Origin of the sequence: Streptomyces sp. NPDC093094, from assembly GCF_044754345.1 — a bacterium.
In the GTDB taxonomy this organism is placed as follows: domain Bacteria; phylum Actinomycetota; class Actinomycetes; order Streptomycetales; family Streptomycetaceae; genus Streptomyces.
Genome location: NZ_JBIVOX010000002.1, coordinates 584,774 through 601,093, shown reverse-complemented (window position 1 = coordinate 601,093; position 16,320 = coordinate 584,774). Strand labels below are relative to the sequence as shown.

Below are 16,320 nucleotides of genomic sequence, written 5' to 3'. Positions count from 1 at the left end.
CGTGACAGCTCACTCCCCTTCCCGCGACTCGTCCGACGGCCACGGGTCGCGCAGCCACAGGTCGTCGGCCGGCAGGGGCGCCAGCAGTTCGGCGAGGCCGGCGTCGATGCCGAGCCGCCCGGCCTCGGACCCCGGAGGGACCACCCGCAGGGTGCGCTCCAGCCAGGCCGACACCTGCGCGGCGGGCGCCTCCAGCAGGGCGTCGCCGTCGGGGGAGCTGAGCGCCATCAGCACGACACCGTGCCCCTCCGTCTTCGTCGGCCACACCCGCACGTCCCCGTGCCCGCACGGCCGGAACACCCCCTCCACCAGCAGCTCGCGGGCGAACGTCCAGTTCACCGGATGCCCGGAGGTGATGTGGAAGGCGATGTGCACGGCGAAGGGGTCGTCGGTGCAGTAGCTGAGCCGGGCCGGGACCGGGACGCTGCGCTCGGGCGACAGGATGAGCCTGAGCTCCAGCTCACGCTCGACGACGGTGGGATGCATGTCCGTTCCTCTCTCGTACGGGTCTGCCGCGGACCCGGGGGCGGGCCCGTACGAATGGAGAGCGGGGCGGGCCCCGGGCATTACGCGGGTTCTGGGGAATTTTTTCCGGACGGGGCGAAGCGGGCGTACGCCGTTGCCCGGATAGGGGTGGGTACTGCGGGACGGGCCCTGCCGGATGCGCCGGTCTGATAGATGTGGAGGCCCCCATACGACCCCCGAGCAGATACGGGACGACGGACATGAGCGCCCCAACCCCGGCCCCCGGTGACGACAGGCCCCGCGAAGGGTATTACCCGGACCCCTCCATCCCCGGATATGTCCGGTACTGGAACGGTTCTGCCTGGGTGCCGGGCACGAGCCGCCCGGCGCCGTCCGACGGAGCGCCGCTCAGCCCGCCCCAGGGCGCGGCCCCGCCTGCCTCCGCGGCCCCGCCGGTGGAGGAGACCGGCCCGCACTTCTTCGACGAGGACCCCGAGCCGGGGCGGTCCGCGGCCGGTGCCCGCCAGGAGCCTGCCTCCGCCTGGGCGGCCGACCGCGCCCGCCAGTCCGGATTCGGCGGCGAGCAGGACCGCCGGATCTCGTGGGGCGCCGACCCCCGGGTCCCCGCCGACCCGCCGTCCGCCGACAGCGGCGGCGCCTTCGGCCTCCGCCGGCCGGCCGTCACCGGTTCGGGTGCGGATCAGCCGGGCGAGAACGCCCCGCAGGCGGGAGGTCCCCACTTCGCGGACGGAGCCCCGGCGCAGGCTTCCGGCGCCGGTGCCGCGTCCGGACCTGCGGCCGACGAGGGCACCATGACCTTCCGGGCCGTCCCGCCGAGGGCGGCCGACGGACCCGGCTTCGGTGCCGGCCTGGCCGCCGCCGAACGCGCCGCGGCCCAGGGCGTGCAGGGGTCCGCGGGAGCGGCCGGCGGACACGCCGCCCAGGCCGCCGCCCCCGCACCGGCGGCCCCCGCCGCTTCCCCCGCCTCCGCCGGTCCGGCCGGCTCCCGCCCGACGGCCCCCGGCGTCCCCGCGCAGTCCGGCGGCGCGCAGCAGGCGGCCGCGACGGCGCCCGTGACGAGCGCTGTCGGAGGCGGACAGTCCTCCTGGGCGCAGCAGGTGCACCGCCTCGCCGGCGGGTCCGCCGACGAGCAGCCGGTCGCCCCCTGGAAGCCGCCCGTGGAGGACGTGTTCCAGGCGGCGGCCCGGCGGCAGGCCGAGGCACGCCCGGCGGGGCTCGGCAGACGGCTCGCGGCACGGCTGATCGACACCGTGGTCGTCGCGGGCGTCACCGCCGCCGCGGCCGTGCCCCTCGCCACCAGGGCGCTGGACCACATCCGGGGCAAGATCGACGAGGCCAGGCTGTCCGGCGAGACGGTCACGGTCTGGCTGCTGGACGGCACGACGTCGGCGTACCTCGGCATCGTGCTGGCGGTCCTGCTGCTGACCGGTGTCCTCTACGAGGCGCTGCCCACCGCCAAGTGGGGCCGCACGCCGGGCAAGAAGGCGCTGGGCCTGGAGGTCCGCGACATCGAGGCGCACGAGCCCCCGTCCTTCGGGGCCGCGCTGCGCCGCTGGCTGGTGTACAGCGTCCCGGCCCTGCTCCTCTTCGGTGTCCTCGGCGTCCTGTGGTGCGTGTTCGACCGTCCCTGGCGTCAGTGCTGGCACGACAAGGCCGCGCACACCTTCGTGGCGGGCTGACCGGGCAGGCCGCCGCAGCCGGATGATCAGGTAGCCCGGACGGCCGCGCGCCGGATGCGGGGCCGGGACCGCCGCGGTCCACTCGGGCCATGAGCACCGAACCGCCCCCCGGCTCCGGCGGCCAGCCACCGGATGACGACCCGTTCAGGAAGCAGCCACCGCCCGGACAGGGATCGGGCTCGCCCTACGACACGCCTCCGTCGGGCGGCACCCCGCCGCCCCCGGGCGGGCAGCCGCCTCCCGGCGGGCAGCCGCCTCCCTACGGGGGCGGGCAGCCTCCTCCCTACGGCGGTGGCCCCTACGGCGGCGGTGACGCGTACGGCGGCGGTTACCCCGCCGACCCGCTGCACGGCATGCCCCCGCTGGCCGACAGCGGCAGGCGCACCCTCGCGCGGATCATCGACATGATCATGGTCGGCATCGTCGTCTGGCTGCTCACCTGGGGCTTCGGTGTCGACAACTACGACGTCGCCGCCGACGACGTGGAGGTCGGCAAGTCCTTCGCGCAGTCCCTGGTGGCGGCCGTCCTCTACATCGCGTACGACACGTTCCTGATCGCCAGGACGGGGCAGACGCTCGGCAAGAAGTGGCTCGGCATGAGGGTGGCCAACCTCGACAACGGCTCGACGCCCTCCGCGCAGACCTCGCTGATGCGCGCGTCGGTCCTGTGGATCCCGTTCGCGTTCTGCTGCGCGTGTCTGTGGACCGCGATCTGCGGCGGCTGGAGCTTCTTCGACAAGCCCTACAAGCAGGGCCTGCACGACAAGGCGGCCAAGACGGTCGTGGTCAGCACCCGTACCTGAGCGGTGCCGCACACGGCGAAGGGCGGACCCGGCGGGTCCGCCCTTCGCCGTGCGCGCGGGGTCAGTTGTCGGCGGCCACCGACGCCGCCACCCGCTCCGCCTGCGCGGGCGCGCTCTGCGCCACGGCGGCGGGACGCGTGCGCCGCGCGGGCCTGCGCGCCGGGACGGTGAGGGCGACCAGCAGTCCGAGGGCGAGCGCGGCCAGGGCGACGAACGCGATGCCCGCGGCCGAACCGGTCCCGGACAGCAGCAGCAGGGCCAGCGTGGACAGGATCACGGTGGACGAACCGTAGACGAGCTGTGCGGCAGTCGGACGAGGCATGGCAATCGTGTCCTCGGAAGTGGGGGCGAGACTAGGGCATCGGCCTGGCTTTCCGCCGAATTCCGGGCGTTCCGCCACGCGACTCTCCTCGCGTGCATGCCCGAACGGAACGAGCGGTAAGCGTGACCTGACCAACAGTGTCGGTGCACAGGGGGCGCACCGAGTCATGGCGTCCATCAAGTGGACGTTTGCATGCGCCTGTCGAATATGACCGGACGGCCGCCGGAACGTCCGCTGAGCGAAGCGGGAACTCCGCATAGTGCAGTTGACCTGCTCAAGTCAAGGTCTGTCTTTTCTGCCCAACCTCTAGTCCAATGTCGTCACTTGACTACACGCGTTGATCACGCGCGCGCGGGCGCCCCTCCATGACACAGGAACCCTTCCTTGCCGCGCGCCCGCACGCGGGGGAGGATCTCAAGTGACCAGCAGAACCTGGACGTTCAGAGCGACGGCGACCGCCGTGGCGCTCGCCGCGGCCACCGCGACGTTCTCGACGTTCGCCGTGGCCCAGGCGGACTCGGGCGGCGCCAAGACGCCCGCCGTGGACCGCCGGGACCCGGCGTCCCCGAAGGCACTTCAGCAGGAGCACAACCTCGAAGGACCGTTCAGCAAGACTCAGGAAGCCCAGCGCGAAGAGGCCCTGAAGCAGGTCATATCCGGCCAGGCCGACCTTCAGAACCGCAGCGGTTCGCAGGTCGTCGAGCTGGAGAGCAGCCGCGGCAACAGCAAGTACGTGGAGCTCCGCCGCGAGAAGACCGACAAGATCTTCACGATCCTGGTGGAGTTCGGCGACCAGGTCGACAGCCGCTACGGCGGCACGCCCGGCCCGCTGCACAACACGATCGCCAAGCCGGACCGCACCCAGGACAACAGCACGGCCTGGCAGGCGGACTACAGCCGCCAGCACTTCCAGGACCTGTACTTCGGCAAGGGCACCAACTCGGTCAAGACCTACTACGAGAAGCAGTCCTCGGGCCGCTACTCGGTCGAGGGCGAGGTCCAGGACTGGGTCAAGGTCCCGTACAACGAGGCCCGTTACGGCTCCAACGCCTGCGACCCGGACAACTGCGCCTGGTTCGCGGTCCAGGACGGCGTCAACGCGTGGGTCGCCCAGCAGAAGGCCGCCGGCAAGACCGACGCCGAGATCAAGGCGAAGCTGGCCTCCTACGACCAGTGGGACCGCTACGACTTCGACAACGACGGCAACTTCAACGAGCGCGACGGCTACATCGACCACTTCCAGATCGTCCACGCGGGCGAGGACGAGTCGGCGGGCGGCGGCGCGCAGGGCGAGGACGCCATCTGGGCCCACCGCTGGTACGCGTTCGGCACCGACGCCGGCGCCACCGGCCCCGAGGGCAACAGGCTCGGCGGCACCCCGATCGGCGACTCCGGCATCTGGGTCGGCGACTACACCATCCAGCCGGAGAACGGCGGACTCGGCGTCTTCGCCCACGAGTACGGCCACGACCTCGGTCTGCCGGACCACTACGACACCGCGGGCGGCGAGAACTCCACCGGGTTCTGGACCCTGATGTCGTCGGGCTCCTGGCTCGGCACCGGCAAGGACAGCATCGGCGACCTCCCCGGCGACATGACCGCCTGGGACAAGCTCCAGCTCGGCTGGCTGGACTACGAGACCGCCAGGGCCGCGAAGAAGTCCCAGCACAAGCTGGGCGTCGCGGAGTACAACAACCGCCACGCGCAGGCCCTCGTGGTCAAGCTGCCCCAGAAGGCCGTGACCACCGAGATCGTCGCCCCGGCCGGCGGCACCAAGCAGTGGTGGAGCGGCAGCGGCAACGACCTGCGCAACACGCTCACCCGCTCGGTCGACCTGACCGGCAAGGCGTCGGCGGCGCTGACCCTCGACGGCTGGTACGACATCGAGAAGGACTACGACTACCTCTACGCCGAGGTCTCCACCGACGGCGGCGCCAACTGGACCGCCCTGGACGGCACGCTCGACGGCCAGCCGATCACCCGTGACGGCAGCGACAAGCCGGCCCTGACCGGCACGATCGACGCCTACAAGAAGCTGTCGTACTCCCTGAACGCCTACGCGGGCAAGAAGTTCGACCTGCGCTTCCGCTACCAGAGCGACGGCGGCGTGGCGCTGAAGGGCTTCACGGGCGACAACATCTCCGTCGTCGCCGACGGCACCGCGCTGTTCACGGACAACGCCGAGGGCGACGACGCCGGTTGGACGAAGAAGGGCTTCGGCCGCGTCGGCGCCTCGTTCACCTCGAAGTACGACCAGTTCTACATCGCGGAGAACCGCCAGTACGTCTCGTACGACAAGACCCTCAAGGTCGGCCCGTACAACTTCGGCTCGGCGGCCCGTCCGTCCTGGGTCGAGCACTACGCGTACCAGAACGGTCTGCTGATCTGGAAGTGGGACACCTCCCAGGTGGACAACAACACCAGCCAGCACCCCGGTGTCGGTCTGCTGCTCCCGGTCGACTCCCACCCCGCCCAGCTGAAGTACACCGACGGCACCCTGATGCGGGCGCGCGTCCAGGCGTACGACTCGCCGTTCAGCCTCTACCGCACGGACGGCATCACCCTGCACAAGGCGGACGTGGCGACCAGGATCCCGTCGAAGGCGGGTGTCTCGGTCTTCAACGACCGCACCAACACCTACTACGACGCGACCAACCCGCGCGTGGGCGTCGAGATCACTGACACCAACACCAAGATCAGGATCGTCAAGGAGGCCACGGACGGCTCCACGATCCTGCTCCAGGTGTCGCCCGCGGTGAAGTAAACAGCATCACCGCAGGTCAGAGGCGTATCGGCGGCAACCCCTTGGCGGGTTGCCGCCGATCGTGTTTAGGTGCGTGCTGTGGATTTCTTATTGACACCAGTGCGCACGGGGGTGTGATCGTATGGCCGCAGGAGGTTTCTGCAAGCTGCCGAACGGCAGCGTGGTGGTGGCGCTGAACCTGCCCAGCCCCGGCGCCGAGGGCTCCGCCGCGGTGCGGTTCCTCGTCCACGCCCAGAACCGGGCGCGCGCCCTGACCAGGCTGCGCAACCTGGGGCTGCGGGCGGTCTACCTGCGCGGCAACGCCGCCCCGCCCACCCCGGACGAGATCACGGCGGTCCTGCACCACCCCGACGGCCTCATATGGCGCACGGCCCCGGACAGCGGCGCCGGAGCCGTCACCGAGCTGTGGCACCCCATCCGGGCGCTGCTCAGGCGCCCCGCGGAGCCCGTCAGCTGACCACGGGCTTCCCCGTCAGCTCCACCCCGGCCGCGCGCATCTCCTCCAGCGCGCGGTCGGTGGTCCCGGCGGCGACGCCGGCCGTCAGGTCCAGCAGGACCTGGGTGCGGAAGCCCTCGCGGGCCGCGTCCAGGGCGGTGGCCCGGACGCAGTGGTCGGTGGCGATGCCCACGACGTCGACCTCGTCGATCTGCCGCTCGCGCAGCCAGTCGGCCAGGAAGGTGCCGTTCTCGTCGGCCCCCTCGAACCCGCTGTAGGCCGCGGAGTACGCCCCCTTGTCGAAGACCGCGTCGATCGCGCCGGAGGCGACGGCCGGCGCGAAGTTCGGATGGAATCCCACCCCCTCGGTCCCCGCGACGCAGTGGGCGGGCCAGGAGTGCACGAAGTCCGGGTTGTCGGCGAAGTGGCCCCCGGGTGCGATGTGGTGGTCACGGGTGGCCACGACGTGCCGGTACCCGGCCGGAGCCTGCCCGATCAGCTCGGTGACGGCGGCGGCCACGTCGGCACCGCCGGCCACCGCGAGACTGCCCCCCTCGCAGAAGTCGTTCTGCACATCGACGACGATCAAGGCGCGGCGCATGGTGAATGTCCTTCGACGAATGCTGGAACTTCAAAGCCTAGAGATTCGGGGCCGCCGAGGGGAGAGGGCCTGCCCTCCGCTCAGCGCAGGTACTCGGTGGGAAGCACCGGTTCCCCGCGGGACAGCTGGGTGGCCGACAGCGGCAGCCCGTCCCGGACGGCCGTGTGCCGGTCCCGTACGAGGTCCAGCGGCTCACGTGCCACGACGTCGCCTCCCTTGACCAGCTGCACCAGCAGCTGGGAGTCGGCCAGCTCGGCCGGCACGGCCCCGGTGCCCACGACCTCCGCCTCGGCGACGCCCTCGGCGTCGAGGCGCCGCGCGGCCCACTTCCGTCCCCCGATGGAGGTCTTGCCCCCGGTGGACTTCTTGGCCACCGGCACCAGCGGAGCCCTGGGGTCGCCGGACTCGGCCCGCGCGACCAGCTTGTAGACCATCGAGCAGGTGGGGTGCCCGGAGCCGGTCACCAGCTGGGTGCCCACGCCGTAGGCGTCGACCGGGGCGGCCGCCAGGGAGGCGATCGCGTACTCGTCGAGGTCGGAGGTCACGATGATCCGGGTGCCGCGGGCGCCCAGCTCGTCCAGCTGGTGCCGCACCCGGTGCGCGACCAGCAGCAGGTCCCCGGAGTCGATGCGCACCGCGCCCAGCCCGGGCCCGGCGACCTCCACGGCCGTGCGGACCGCCTCGGCGACGTCGTACGTGTCCACCAGCAGCGTCGTCCCGCGGCCCATGGAGTCCACCTGGGCCCGGAAGGCGTCGCGCTCGCGGTCGTGCAGCAGGGTGAAGGCGTGGGCGGAGGTGCCGACGGTGGGGATGCCGTAGCGGAAGCCGGCGGCGAGGTCGGAGGTGGAGGCGAAGCCGCCGACGTAGGCGGCGCGGGCGGCGGCGACGGCGGCCAGCTCGTGGGTGCGGCGCGCGCCCATCTCGATCAGCGGACGGTCCCCGGCGGCCGACGACATCCGGGAGGCGGCCGCGGCGATCGCCGAGTCGTGGTTGAGGACCGACAGGATCACGGTCTCCAGCAGCACGCACTCGGCGAAGGAGCCCTCCACCCGCATGATCGGCGAGCCCGGGAAGTACACCTCGCCCTCGGGGTAGCCCCAGATGTCACCCGAGAAGCGGTAGCCGGCGAGCCAGTCCAGCGTCTGCTCGCCGACGATGCCCCGCTCGCGCAGGAACCCCAGTACGGCGGGGTCGAAGCGGAAGTTCTCGACGGCGTCCAGGACCCGCCCGGTGCCCGCCACGACGCCGTAGCGCCGCCCCTCGGGCAGCCGCCGGGTGAAGACCTCGAAGACCGACCTGCGGTCCGCGGTCCCGGCCTCCAGGGCGGCCTGGAGCATGGTCAGCTCGTACTGGTCCGTGAAGAGAGCCGTCGAGGGAACGTCCACCGGCAGCCCAAGGTCCGCTGTGTTCATGGCAAGCATGCTACCCCCATTTCGTCAGTGTGACGATTTATCGTGGGCGTGGCAGCATGGGCCTTGTGACGTCACCCGCTCCCGTAGAGATCGAACGCACCGAGTCGGCGGAGGAGGTCTTCGCCGTACCCGAGCCCGACGTCCCCTGGGTCACGATCGTCCACAACGACCCGGTCAACCTCATGAGCTACGTGACGTACGTCTTCCAGACGTACTTCGGCTATCCCAAGGACAAGGCCACCAAGCTCATGCTCGACGTCCACCACAAGGGCCGGGCGGTCGTCTCCAGCGGCAGCCGCGAGGAGATGGAGCGCGACGTGCAGGCGATGCACGGCTACGGACTGTGGGCCACCCTCCAGCAGGACCGGAAGTAGCGACCTCCCTGATGCCAGGCACCTTCGAACCGCTCCCCGGCGGCGGCGCGGCCGTCGCCCTCGACGACGTCGAGATCTCCATCATCCGGTCGCTGGCCGTGCAGCTCCTGGAGCTCATCGGCCCGGGCCCCGCCGAGGACGCCGACGGCGACCCGCTCGCCGAGCTGTTCGCGGAGGGGCCGAGCGAGCCGCCCTCGGACCCGGTGCTGCGCCGGCTGTTCCCGGACGCCTACAGCGACCCCGAGGAGCTGCCCGGCTCCGCGCGGGAGGCCGAGGAGCGGCAGGCGCACTCCGCCGAGTTCCGCCGGTACACCGAGAACGACCTCAGGGCGGGCAAGCGCGAGAACGCCCTCGCGGTGGTCCGCTCGCTGGACGCGCTGACCATGGCGGCCGGGGACGGCGGGGCGGTGCTGAAGCTGTCGCCGGAGGAGTCCCGGCAGTGGCTGGGCGCGCTCAACGACCTGCGTCTGGCGATCGGCTCCCGGCTGGAGATCGCCGACGAGGACGACACCGATCTGCTCTACCGGCTGCCCGACGAGGACCCGCGCAAGCCGATGGTGATGGCGTACCTGTGGCTGGGCGGCCTCCAGGAGACCCTCGTCTCGACGCTCATGCCGTGATCATCCCGGTGTGACCGTTTTCGCGTTCGCTCAGCGGACGCTCAGATCCGGATAACGGTTGAGTCAACAGCATGGTCACTTACGCCCCGCTTATGTCCGGTTAGTCCGCTTCTTCCTGTGCAGTGCGTCACAGGCGACCCCGGCGATCAGTGTTGCGGCCGTGATAAATCTTCACGACCGCCCGGCGAACACCACCCATGTCCGCCGGGTGCGCCACCGAGCCGGCGACCGCCGGCCAGGCACGGGCAGGCCCCCGCGAGGGTTTGCCCAGCTCCATCAATCCGGGGGGATCGAGACCCGATCCGGGGCCGACGAAAGGCCCGGGATCGGCCATGGAGAAAGGCGCATCACACATGACCTCCGAGAAGGTCACCGACGCTCCCGAAGAGGGGTACGAGCGAGGGCTCGGCAGCCGTCAGGTCCAGATGATCGCGATCGGCGGCGCCATCGGCGTCGGCCTCTTCCTGGGAGCCGGCGCGAACATCGCCAAGGCCGGACCCAGCCTCATCCTCATGTACGCCCTCGCCGGCGTGATCATCTTCTTCATCATGCGGGCGCTCGGCGAGCTCCTGCTCTACCGCCCCGTGTCGGGCTCCTTCGCGGAGTACTCCCGCGAGTTCCTCGGCCCGTTCTTCGGCTACTTCACCGGCTGGACGTACTGGCTGATGTGGGTCGTCACCGGCATGGCCGAGCTCACGGCCGCCGCGATCTACGTCAACTACTGGTTCCCGGAGATCCCGCAGTGGGTCACGGCGCTGGTCTTCCTGGTGGTCCTCTTCGGGGTGAACCTGATCTCCGTCAAGCTCTTCGGCGAGCTGGAGTTCTGGTTCTCGATGGTCAAGGTCACGGCCCTGATCGGCATGATCGTGATCGGCCTCGGTGTGCTCACCTTCGGCTTCAGCTCCGCCGGTGACACCGCCGCCGTCTCGAACCTGTGGGAGTTCGACGGCTTCTTCCCCAAGGGCATCGGCGCGTCCCTGATGACCCTCCAGGGCGTCATGTTCGCCTACCTCGCGGTCGAGCTGGTCGGTGTCACGGCCGGCGAGTCGGAGGACCCGGAGAAGACCCTCCCCAAGGCGATCAACACCCTGCCCTGGCGTATCGCGCTGTTCTACGTCGGTGCCCTCACGGTCATCCTGTGCGTGGTCAAGTGGACGGAGTTCGCGCCCGGCGTCAGCCCGTTCGTGGAGGCATTCGCGAAGATCGGCATCCCGGCCGGCGCCGCCATCGTCAACTTCGTCGTCCTGACCGCGGCCCTGTCCTCCTGCAACTCCGGCATGTACTCCACGGGCCGCATGCTGCGGAACCTGGCCGAGAGCAGCGAGGCCCCGCGGGTCTTCAGGAAGCTGTCCTCCACCAAGACGCCCGCCCTCGGCATCACCGTCTCGGTGCTCTTCATGGGCATCGGCGTGATCCTGAACTACGTCGTCCCGGAGAAGGCGTTCGGCTACGTCACCTCCGTCGCCACCGGCGCCGGCATCTGGACCTGGCTCATGATCCTCGTCAGCCACGTCCTGTACCGCCGCGCGGTCGACGCGGGCCGGCTGCCCGCCTCCTCCTTCCCGGCGCCCGGCGGCGCGAAGTGCTCGTACGTCGCCATCGCGTTCCTGCTCTTCGTCACCGGCCTGATCGCCTACGACAAGGACTCCCGCGTCAGCCTCTACGTGATGGCCGGCTGGGCCGTCGTCCTGGGCATCGGCTGGGCGGTGCTCAAGGCGCGCAACCCGCAGATCGCGGAACGCCGCGAGCCGCAGTTCGAGAAGGTCGGCTGACAATCGGCCGCTGACCTCGGCTGATTTCGGCGGACCTTCACCGCGCCGGCGTCCGGCCGTCCGGGGACACTCGTGGCGTCCCCGGGAGGCTGCCGCTCAGGACGTCCGGCATCTGGGCCGTTCCGTACCATCCCTCGGTACGGAACGGCCCTTCTGCTTATCCTTTCGGACATGCTGACCATCACCCAGGCCCTCGTCGACCAGATCGTCGCGCACGCGCGCAAGGACCACCCCGACGAGGCGTGCGGCGTCGTGGCGGGCCCGGCGGGCTCCGACCGCCCCGAGCGCTTCATCCCGATGCTCAACGCCGCCATGTCGCCCACCTTCTACGAGTTCGACTCCGGCGATCTGCTGAAGCTCTACCGCGAGATGGACGACCGCGACGAGGAGCCGGTCGTCATCTACCACTCCCACACCGCGACCGAGGCCCACCCCTCCCGCACGGACATCTCGTACGCCAACGAGCCCGGCGCCCACTACGTCCTGGTCTCCACGGCGGACACCGACGGGCTCGGCGACTTCCAGTTCCGCTCCTTCCGGATCGTGGAGGGCGAGGTCACCGAGGAGGAGGTCGTGATCGTCGAGGCGTACTGAGCAGCCCACGTCTCACATCACGGACCAAATCCGTCCGCCATACGGAATCACACTCCGTGACCCGGGACGGGAATCGATACGATGAGCCCATGGTTCTGAACGACGTGAGCGACAAGACGCCGGGCACGCTGCTCGTGGCGCGGCTGCACGTCGACCTGTGCAGGCTCGCCAGCTCCATCTGTTGACGCAGCCCTGCCGCCGTACGGCCGTGGAGCCGCGGCGCTCACCGCACCACCCCGGTCCACCTGCGCTGCCGCGCGCCCACCGACGCCACTACTCCCGACAGGAGCCCTCAGCCATGGCCATCGAGGTCCGCATCCCCACCATCCTCCGCCAGTACACCGACGGTCAGAAGGCGGTGGAGGGCAGCGGCGACACCCTCACCGAACTGTTCGCCGACCTCGAGACCCGGCACACGGGCATCCAGGCCCGCATCGTGGACGGCGGACAGCTGCGCCGCTTCGTCAACGTCTACCTCAACGACGAGGACGTCCGCTTCCTCGACGGCATCAACACCAAGCTGTCCGACGGCGACAACGTCACGATCCTGCCGGCCGTGGCCGGCGGCATGGCCTGACCGGCGATGCGTTACGACTCCCCGCTCGCCGCGGTGGGCAACACCCCTCTGGTGCGCCTGCCGCGGCTGTCGCCGTCCGAGGACGTGCGGATCTGGGCCAAGCTGGAGGACCGCAACCCCACCGGCTCGGTCAAGGACCGCCCGGCGCTGCACATGATCGAGCAGGCGGAGAAGGACGGCCGTCTCACCCCGGGCTGCACCGTCCTGGAACCGACCAGCGGCAACACCGGCATCTCCCTCGCCATGGCGGCCAAGCTCAAGGGCTACCGCATGGTGTGCGTGATGCCGGAGAACACCTCGCAGGAGCGCCGGGAACTGCTCGGCATGTGGGGCGCGGAGATCATCCCCTCCCCGGCGGCGGGCGGCTCCAACACCGCCGTGCGCGTGGCCAAGGAACTCGCCGCCGAGCATCCCGACTGGGTGATGCTCTACCAGTACGGCAACCCCGACAACGCGGGCGCCCACTACGCGACGACGGGCCCGGAGATCCTCGCCGACCTGCCCTCCGTCACCCACTTCGTCGCGGGCCTCGGCACCACCGGCACCCTGATGGGCGTCGGCCGCTACCTGCGCGAGCACAAGCCGGACGTGAAGATCGTCGCCGCCGAGCCGCGCTACGACGACCTGGTCTACGGCCTGCGCAACCTCGACGAGGGCTTCGTCCCCGAGCTCTACGACGCCTCCGTGCTGACCACCCGCTTCTCGGTCGGCTCCGCCGACGCGGTCACCCGCACCCGGGAGCTGCTCCAGCAGGAGGGCATCTTCGCGGGCGTCTCGACGGGCGCCGCGCTGCACGCCGCGATCGGTGTCGGCAGGAAGGCGCAGAAGGCGGGCGAGTCCGCCGACATCGTCTTCGTCGTCGCCGACGGCGGCTGGAAGTACCTCTCCACCGGTGTCTACACCGCGGCCACCACGGAAGAGGCCATCGAGACGCTCCAGGGCCAGCTCTGGGCGTGACGGCCACGCCCCGGGGGCACGGGGAACCGCGCGACGAGCCACGACGGACCCGCGGACGGCCGCGGGCCCGGGGGCGCCGCTCCTACGTCGCAAGGTGACGGACCTGGTCCCACAGGACCGGGTCCATCACCCCCACCCTCCGGCGGAAGTCGCACACCGGCACCTCGCGCAGCTCGTCCGTCTCCAGGAAGCTCGTGCGGCCCCGGGCGTCACCCACCGCACCGGGCGGGAGCGGGATCACACCCGCCCGCTCGTCGTGGAACTTGCTCGTGATCTTCGCGACGGTCGCGTGCCGCCCCCGCACCGTCAGCACCAGACACGGCCGGTCCTTCGCCCCCGCACCGTCCTCGTAGGGCACGTTCGCCCACCAGATCTCGGCGGGCCGCGGCCGCACCGAGGACGCCGCACGCCGCGGCCGGCTCCGCCGCCCGGCCGGGCCCGCGCGCAGCCGGCCGTCGACCAGGGCGGCCACGAGTGCGAGCAGCACCACCGCCGCGAGCGCCAGCCACCAGGACGTGTCCATAGGGACGACGGTACCGGCGCACACACCGCCCCGCGCGCCCTCCCGCGCTTCGCTCACCCCCCGTTCCAGCCGAACCGGTGACACCATTGGTGAGTTCGCCCACAACGGCCCCGGGCGGAGGAGCGACCGGACGTTTTGCGCCTTACGCTCGACGGACCGCACGCCCCCCGACGCCCCTTCTTCCGACCTTCCCGTCCTCGGAGGTTTCTGCTTCATGAAGCTCACCGTCGTCGGCTGCTCGGGGTCGTTCCCGTCCGCGGAATCGGCCTGCTCGAGCTACCTCGTCGAGGCCGACGGCTTCCGGCTGCTTCTCGACATGGGCAACGGTGCCCTCGGCGAGCTGCAGCGTCACTGCGGTCTCTACGACCTCGACGCGATCTACCTGAGTCATCTGCACGCCGATCACTGCATCGACATGTGCGCGTACTTCGTCGCGCGCTACTACCGGCACGACGGCGGCCGCTGCGCCCCCATCCCGGTCTACGGCCCGGAGGGCACGGAGCACCGGCTGACCACCGCCTACGCCGACACCCCCTCGGCCTCCTCGATGAGCGAGGTCTTCGACTTCCACACGGTCAAGCCGTCCGCCTTCGAGGTCGGCCCGTTCACGGTGCACGCCGAGCGGGTCGCCCATCCGGTGGAGGCGTACGCGATCCGGATCGAGCACGGCGGCCGGTCGCTGACGTACTCCGGCGACACGGGTGTGACCCCGGTGCTGGACGAACTCGCCCGTGACACCGATCTGTTCCTGTGCGAGGCGGCTTTCACGCACGGCAAGGAGAACATCCCCGACCTGCACCTCAACGGCCGCGAGGCCGGCGAGACCGCGGCCCGCGCCGGCGCCCGCCGCCTGGTCCTCACCCACATCCCCCCGTGGACGGACCCGCAGATCAACCTGGCCGACGCCCGAGCGGTCTACGACGGGCCGGTGGAACTGGCCGTGCCGCGGACGGTGTACGAGATCTAGCCGCACGGGATCCGGTCGCACGGGATCCGGCCGCACCCGCGGGATCCGGCCGTACGAACGGGGAAGGCCCCCGGAGCCTGTCAGGGCTCCGGGGGCCTTTCGCGCGGGGTGCGAGGGGCTCACGCCTTCGTGAGGTCCTCGACCTCCTCCTCGGGCTCGCGGCCCGGGGTGGGGAGGTTGAACTTGGCGATCGCGAAGCGGAAGACCACGTAGTAGATCGCCGCGAAGACCAGACCGACCGGGATGATCATCCAGGGCTTGGTGGCGAGGTTCCAGTTCAGGGCGTAGTCGATCAGACCGGCCGAGAACGTGAAGCCCGCGTGGGCGCCGAGGGCCCAGGTGACGGCCATGGAGGCGGCGGTCAGCACCGCGTGGATGCCGTACAGAGCCGGCGCGATGAACATGAACGAGAACTCGATCGGCTCGGTCACACCGGTGACGAAGGAGGTCAGCGCCAGGGAGACCATCATGCCCATCACGGCCTTGCGGCGCTCGGGGCGGGCGGAGTGCGCGATGGCCAGGGCGGCGGCCGGCAGACCGAACATCATGATCGGGAAGAAGCCGGTCATGAAGAGTCCGGCGCTCGGGTCGCCGGCGAAGAAGCGGTTCAGGTCGCCGTGGACGACGTCGCCGGCGGCGTTGGTGAAGTCGCCGATCTGGAACCACGAGACGGTGTTCACGAACTGGTGCATGCCGACCGGGATCAGCGCGCGGTTGATGAGACCGAACAGACCCGCACCACCGGCGCCCAGGCCGGTCATCCACTCGCCGAAGCTGGAGATGCCCTCACCGATCGGCTCCCAGACCAGACCGAAGAAGACACCGACGGCGGTGCCGACGAAGGCCATGATGATCGGCACGAGCCGGCGGCCGTTGAAGAAGCCCAGCCAGTCCACCAGCTTGGTGCGGTGGTACTTCTGCCAGAGCACCGCGGCTATCAGGCCCATCAGGATGCCGCCGAGGACGCCCGGGTTGTTGTACGTCGCGGCGACGTCGACACCCTTGTTCCCGGTGGTGTTCACGACGGCCTCGGTGACCGGGAACGCCTTCAGGACGTTGCTGTAGACCAGGAAGCCGACGAGCGCGGCGAGCGCCGTCGAGCCGTCGGACTTCTTGGCGAAGCCGATGGCGACGCCGATGCAGAACAGCAGGGGCAGGTTGTCGAAGACCGCGCCGCCGGCGGTGGCGAACACGGACGCGACCTTGTCCCAGCCGAGGCCGTCGGCGCCGAACACGTCGGCCTGGCCGAAGCGCAGCAGGATGCCCGCCGCCGGAAGCACGGCGATGGGCAGCTGAAGGCTGCGACCGACCTTCTGCAGACCCTGGAACAGGCCGGAGCCCCGCTTCTTCGCGGGGGCCGCCGATGCGGTGGCGGTGCTCATACTTCCTCCATCGGGGGTGGTCTACACCACTCAGTGGTGTAGACCTGTTGT

At 70.7% G+C, this 16,320-nt stretch carries 18 protein-coding genes; 12 read left to right on the top strand and 6 right to left on the bottom strand.

All coding sequences use genetic code 11. The annotated features are described in order from the left end of the window. Window positions 1–9 precede the first annotated feature (9 nt). Complete coding sequence (locus tag ACIQGV_RS05535) at window positions 10–486, bottom strand: SsgA family sporulation/cell division regulator (protein WP_402490810.1); 477 nt, start codon at window positions 484–486, stop codon at window positions 10–12. Window positions 487–725: 239 nt separating this feature from the next. Here ACIQGV_RS05535 and ACIQGV_RS05530 point away from each other — a divergent pair, with 239 nt between their 5' ends. Next, on the top strand, window positions 726–2,165 hold the full coding sequence (locus ACIQGV_RS05530; protein ID WP_402490807.1) for an RDD family protein: 1,440 nt from the start codon (window positions 726–728) through the stop codon (window positions 2,163–2,165). Window positions 2,166–2,254: 89 nt separating this feature from the next. After that, window positions 2,255–2,968 carry an RDD family protein gene (locus tag ACIQGV_RS05525; RefSeq protein WP_402490805.1) on the top strand — a complete coding sequence of 238 codons (714 nt, stop codon included), beginning with the start codon at window positions 2,255–2,257 and terminating at the stop codon, window positions 2,966–2,968. A gap of 61 nt (window positions 2,969–3,029) precedes the next feature. Here ACIQGV_RS05525 and ACIQGV_RS05520 read toward each other — a convergent pair whose 3' ends face one another. Further along, a complete protein-coding gene (locus tag ACIQGV_RS05520; RefSeq protein ID WP_402490802.1) occupies window positions 3,030–3,290 on the bottom strand; it encodes a hypothetical protein in 261 nt (86 codons plus the stop codon). A gap of 418 nt (window positions 3,291–3,708) precedes the next feature. Here ACIQGV_RS05520 and ACIQGV_RS05515 point away from each other — a divergent pair, with 418 nt between their 5' ends. Both ACIQGV_RS05515 and ACIQGV_RS05510 read left to right on the top strand, forming a co-directional pair. Then, a complete protein-coding gene (locus tag ACIQGV_RS05515) occupies window positions 3,709–6,054 on the top strand; it encodes an immune inhibitor A domain-containing protein (RefSeq protein ID WP_402490800.1) in 2,346 nt (781 codons plus the stop codon). A gap of 121 nt (window positions 6,055–6,175) precedes the next feature. Continuing rightward, window positions 6,176–6,511, top strand: a complete 336-nt coding sequence (locus ACIQGV_RS05510) for a hypothetical protein (protein WP_402490797.1) — start codon at window positions 6,176–6,178, stop codon at window positions 6,509–6,511. On the opposite strand, the gene ACIQGV_RS05505 is transcribed toward ACIQGV_RS05510, so the two are convergent. Both ACIQGV_RS05505 and ACIQGV_RS05500 read right to left on the bottom strand, forming a co-directional pair. Beyond that, window positions 6,504–7,091, bottom strand: a complete 588-nt coding sequence (locus tag ACIQGV_RS05505) for a nicotinamidase (protein WP_402490794.1) — start codon at window positions 7,089–7,091, stop codon at window positions 6,504–6,506. The two genes, ACIQGV_RS05510 and ACIQGV_RS05505, sit on opposite strands and share 8 nt — an antisense overlap. A gap of 80 nt (window positions 7,092–7,171) precedes the next feature. After that, a complete protein-coding gene (locus ACIQGV_RS05500) occupies window positions 7,172–8,503 on the bottom strand; it encodes a nicotinate phosphoribosyltransferase (RefSeq protein WP_402490791.1) in 1,332 nt (443 codons plus the stop codon). 56 nt (window positions 8,504–8,559) lie between these two features. On the opposite strand from ACIQGV_RS05500, the gene clpS reads away from it, so the two are divergent. The 7 genes from clpS (at window position 8,560) to ACIQGV_RS05465 (ending at window position 13,397) form a co-directional block, all read left to right on the top strand. Continuing rightward, the gene (clpS, locus tag ACIQGV_RS05495; RefSeq protein WP_089106662.1) at window positions 8,560–8,877 is read left to right on the top strand and encodes an ATP-dependent Clp protease adapter ClpS; all 318 of its coding nucleotides are present in this window, start codon (window positions 8,560–8,562) and stop codon (window positions 8,875–8,877) included. 11 nt (window positions 8,878–8,888) lie between these two features. Then, complete coding sequence (locus tag ACIQGV_RS05490) at window positions 8,889–9,497, top strand: DUF2017 domain-containing protein (RefSeq protein ID WP_402490788.1); 609 nt, start codon at window positions 8,889–8,891, stop codon at window positions 9,495–9,497. A gap of 353 nt (window positions 9,498–9,850) precedes the next feature. Next, window positions 9,851–11,269, top strand: coding sequence for an amino acid permease (locus ACIQGV_RS05485; protein WP_402490786.1), 1,419 nt, complete (start codon window positions 9,851–9,853; stop codon window positions 11,267–11,269). A gap of 171 nt (window positions 11,270–11,440) precedes the next feature. Beyond that, on the top strand, window positions 11,441–11,863 hold the full coding sequence (locus ACIQGV_RS05480) for a Mov34/MPN/PAD-1 family protein (RefSeq protein ID WP_402490784.1): 423 nt from the start codon (window positions 11,441–11,443) through the stop codon (window positions 11,861–11,863). An 89-nt stretch (window positions 11,864–11,952) separates the two neighbouring features. Beyond that, on the top strand, window positions 11,953–12,048 hold the full coding sequence (locus ACIQGV_RS05475; protein ID WP_402490782.1) for a putative leader peptide: 96 nt from the start codon (window positions 11,953–11,955) through the stop codon (window positions 12,046–12,048). A gap of 113 nt (window positions 12,049–12,161) precedes the next feature. Then, entirely contained in the window at window positions 12,162–12,440 is a 279-nt protein-coding gene (locus tag ACIQGV_RS05470; RefSeq protein ID WP_402490779.1) for a MoaD/ThiS family protein, read from the top strand. 6 nt (window positions 12,441–12,446) lie between these two features. Continuing rightward, window positions 12,447–13,397 (top strand): PLP-dependent cysteine synthase family protein, encoded by a 951-nt coding sequence (locus ACIQGV_RS05465; RefSeq protein WP_402490776.1) that lies wholly within the window; start codon window positions 12,447–12,449, stop codon window positions 13,395–13,397. A gap of 82 nt (window positions 13,398–13,479) precedes the next feature. Here the strand turns inward: ACIQGV_RS05465 and ACIQGV_RS05460 are convergent, their stop codons facing one another. Further along, window positions 13,480–13,920: a type II toxin-antitoxin system PemK/MazF family toxin gene (locus ACIQGV_RS05460; protein ID WP_402490774.1), complete on the bottom strand. Its 441-nt coding sequence runs from the start codon at window positions 13,918–13,920 to the stop codon at window positions 13,480–13,482. Between the two features lie 214 nt (window positions 13,921–14,134). On the opposite strand from ACIQGV_RS05460, the gene ACIQGV_RS05455 reads away from it, so the two are divergent. Then, complete coding sequence (locus ACIQGV_RS05455) at window positions 14,135–14,887, top strand: MBL fold metallo-hydrolase (protein ID WP_402490772.1); 753 nt, start codon at window positions 14,135–14,137, stop codon at window positions 14,885–14,887. 119 nt (window positions 14,888–15,006) lie between these two features. On the opposite strand, the gene ACIQGV_RS05450 is transcribed toward ACIQGV_RS05455, so the two are convergent. Beyond that, window positions 15,007–16,269: a PTS transporter subunit EIIC gene (locus ACIQGV_RS05450; RefSeq protein ID WP_402490769.1), complete on the bottom strand. Its 1,263-nt coding sequence runs from the start codon at window positions 16,267–16,269 to the stop codon at window positions 15,007–15,009. Window positions 16,270–16,320 lie beyond the last annotated feature (51 nt).

Bases quoted from the DNA above. Each gene is read 5' to 3' on its own strand.
- ACIQGV_RS05485 (WP_402490786.1), top strand. From the start codon at position 9,851: ATGACCTCCGAGAAGGTCACCGACGCTCCCGAAGAGGGGTACGAGCGA.
- ACIQGV_RS05455 (WP_402490772.1), top strand. From the start codon at position 14,135: ATGAAGCTCACCGTCGTCGGCTGCTCGGGGTCGTTCCCGTCCGCGGAA.
- ACIQGV_RS05475 (WP_402490782.1), top strand. From the start codon at position 11,953: ATGGTTCTGAACGACGTGAGCGACAAGACGCCGGGCACGCTGCTCGTG.
- ACIQGV_RS05510 (WP_402490797.1), top strand. From the start codon at position 6,176: ATGGCCGCAGGAGGTTTCTGCAAGCTGCCGAACGGCAGCGTGGTGGTG.
- clpS (WP_089106662.1), top strand. From the start codon at position 8,560: ATGGGCCTTGTGACGTCACCCGCTCCCGTAGAGATCGAACGCACCGAG.
- ACIQGV_RS05480 (WP_402490784.1), top strand. From the start codon at position 11,441: ATGCTGACCATCACCCAGGCCCTCGTCGACCAGATCGTCGCGCACGCG.
- ACIQGV_RS05465 (WP_402490776.1), top strand. From the start codon at position 12,447: ATGCGTTACGACTCCCCGCTCGCCGCGGTGGGCAACACCCCTCTGGTG.
- ACIQGV_RS05460 (WP_402490774.1), bottom strand. From the start codon at position 13,920: ATGGACACGTCCTGGTGGCTGGCGCTCGCGGCGGTGGTGCTGCTCGCA.
- ACIQGV_RS05525 (WP_402490805.1), top strand. From the start codon at position 2,255: ATGAGCACCGAACCGCCCCCCGGCTCCGGCGGCCAGCCACCGGATGAC.
- ACIQGV_RS05470 (WP_402490779.1), top strand. From the start codon at position 12,162: ATGGCCATCGAGGTCCGCATCCCCACCATCCTCCGCCAGTACACCGAC.
- ACIQGV_RS05505 (WP_402490794.1), bottom strand. From the start codon at position 7,091: ATGCGCCGCGCCTTGATCGTCGTCGATGTGCAGAACGACTTCTGCGAG.
- ACIQGV_RS05520 (WP_402490802.1), bottom strand. From the start codon at position 3,290: ATGCCTCGTCCGACTGCCGCACAGCTCGTCTACGGTTCGTCCACCGTG.
- ACIQGV_RS05535 (WP_402490810.1), bottom strand. From the start codon at position 486: ATGCATCCCACCGTCGTCGAGCGTGAGCTGGAGCTCAGGCTCATCCTG.
- ACIQGV_RS05530 (WP_402490807.1), top strand. From the start codon at position 726: ATGAGCGCCCCAACCCCGGCCCCCGGTGACGACAGGCCCCGCGAAGGG.
- ACIQGV_RS05450 (WP_402490769.1), bottom strand. From the start codon at position 16,269: ATGAGCACCGCCACCGCATCGGCGGCCCCCGCGAAGAAGCGGGGCTCC.
- ACIQGV_RS05500 (WP_402490791.1), bottom strand. From the start codon at position 8,503: ATGAACACAGCGGACCTTGGGCTGCCGGTGGACGTTCCCTCGACGGCT.
- ACIQGV_RS05490 (WP_402490788.1), top strand. From the start codon at position 8,889: ATGCCAGGCACCTTCGAACCGCTCCCCGGCGGCGGCGCGGCCGTCGCC.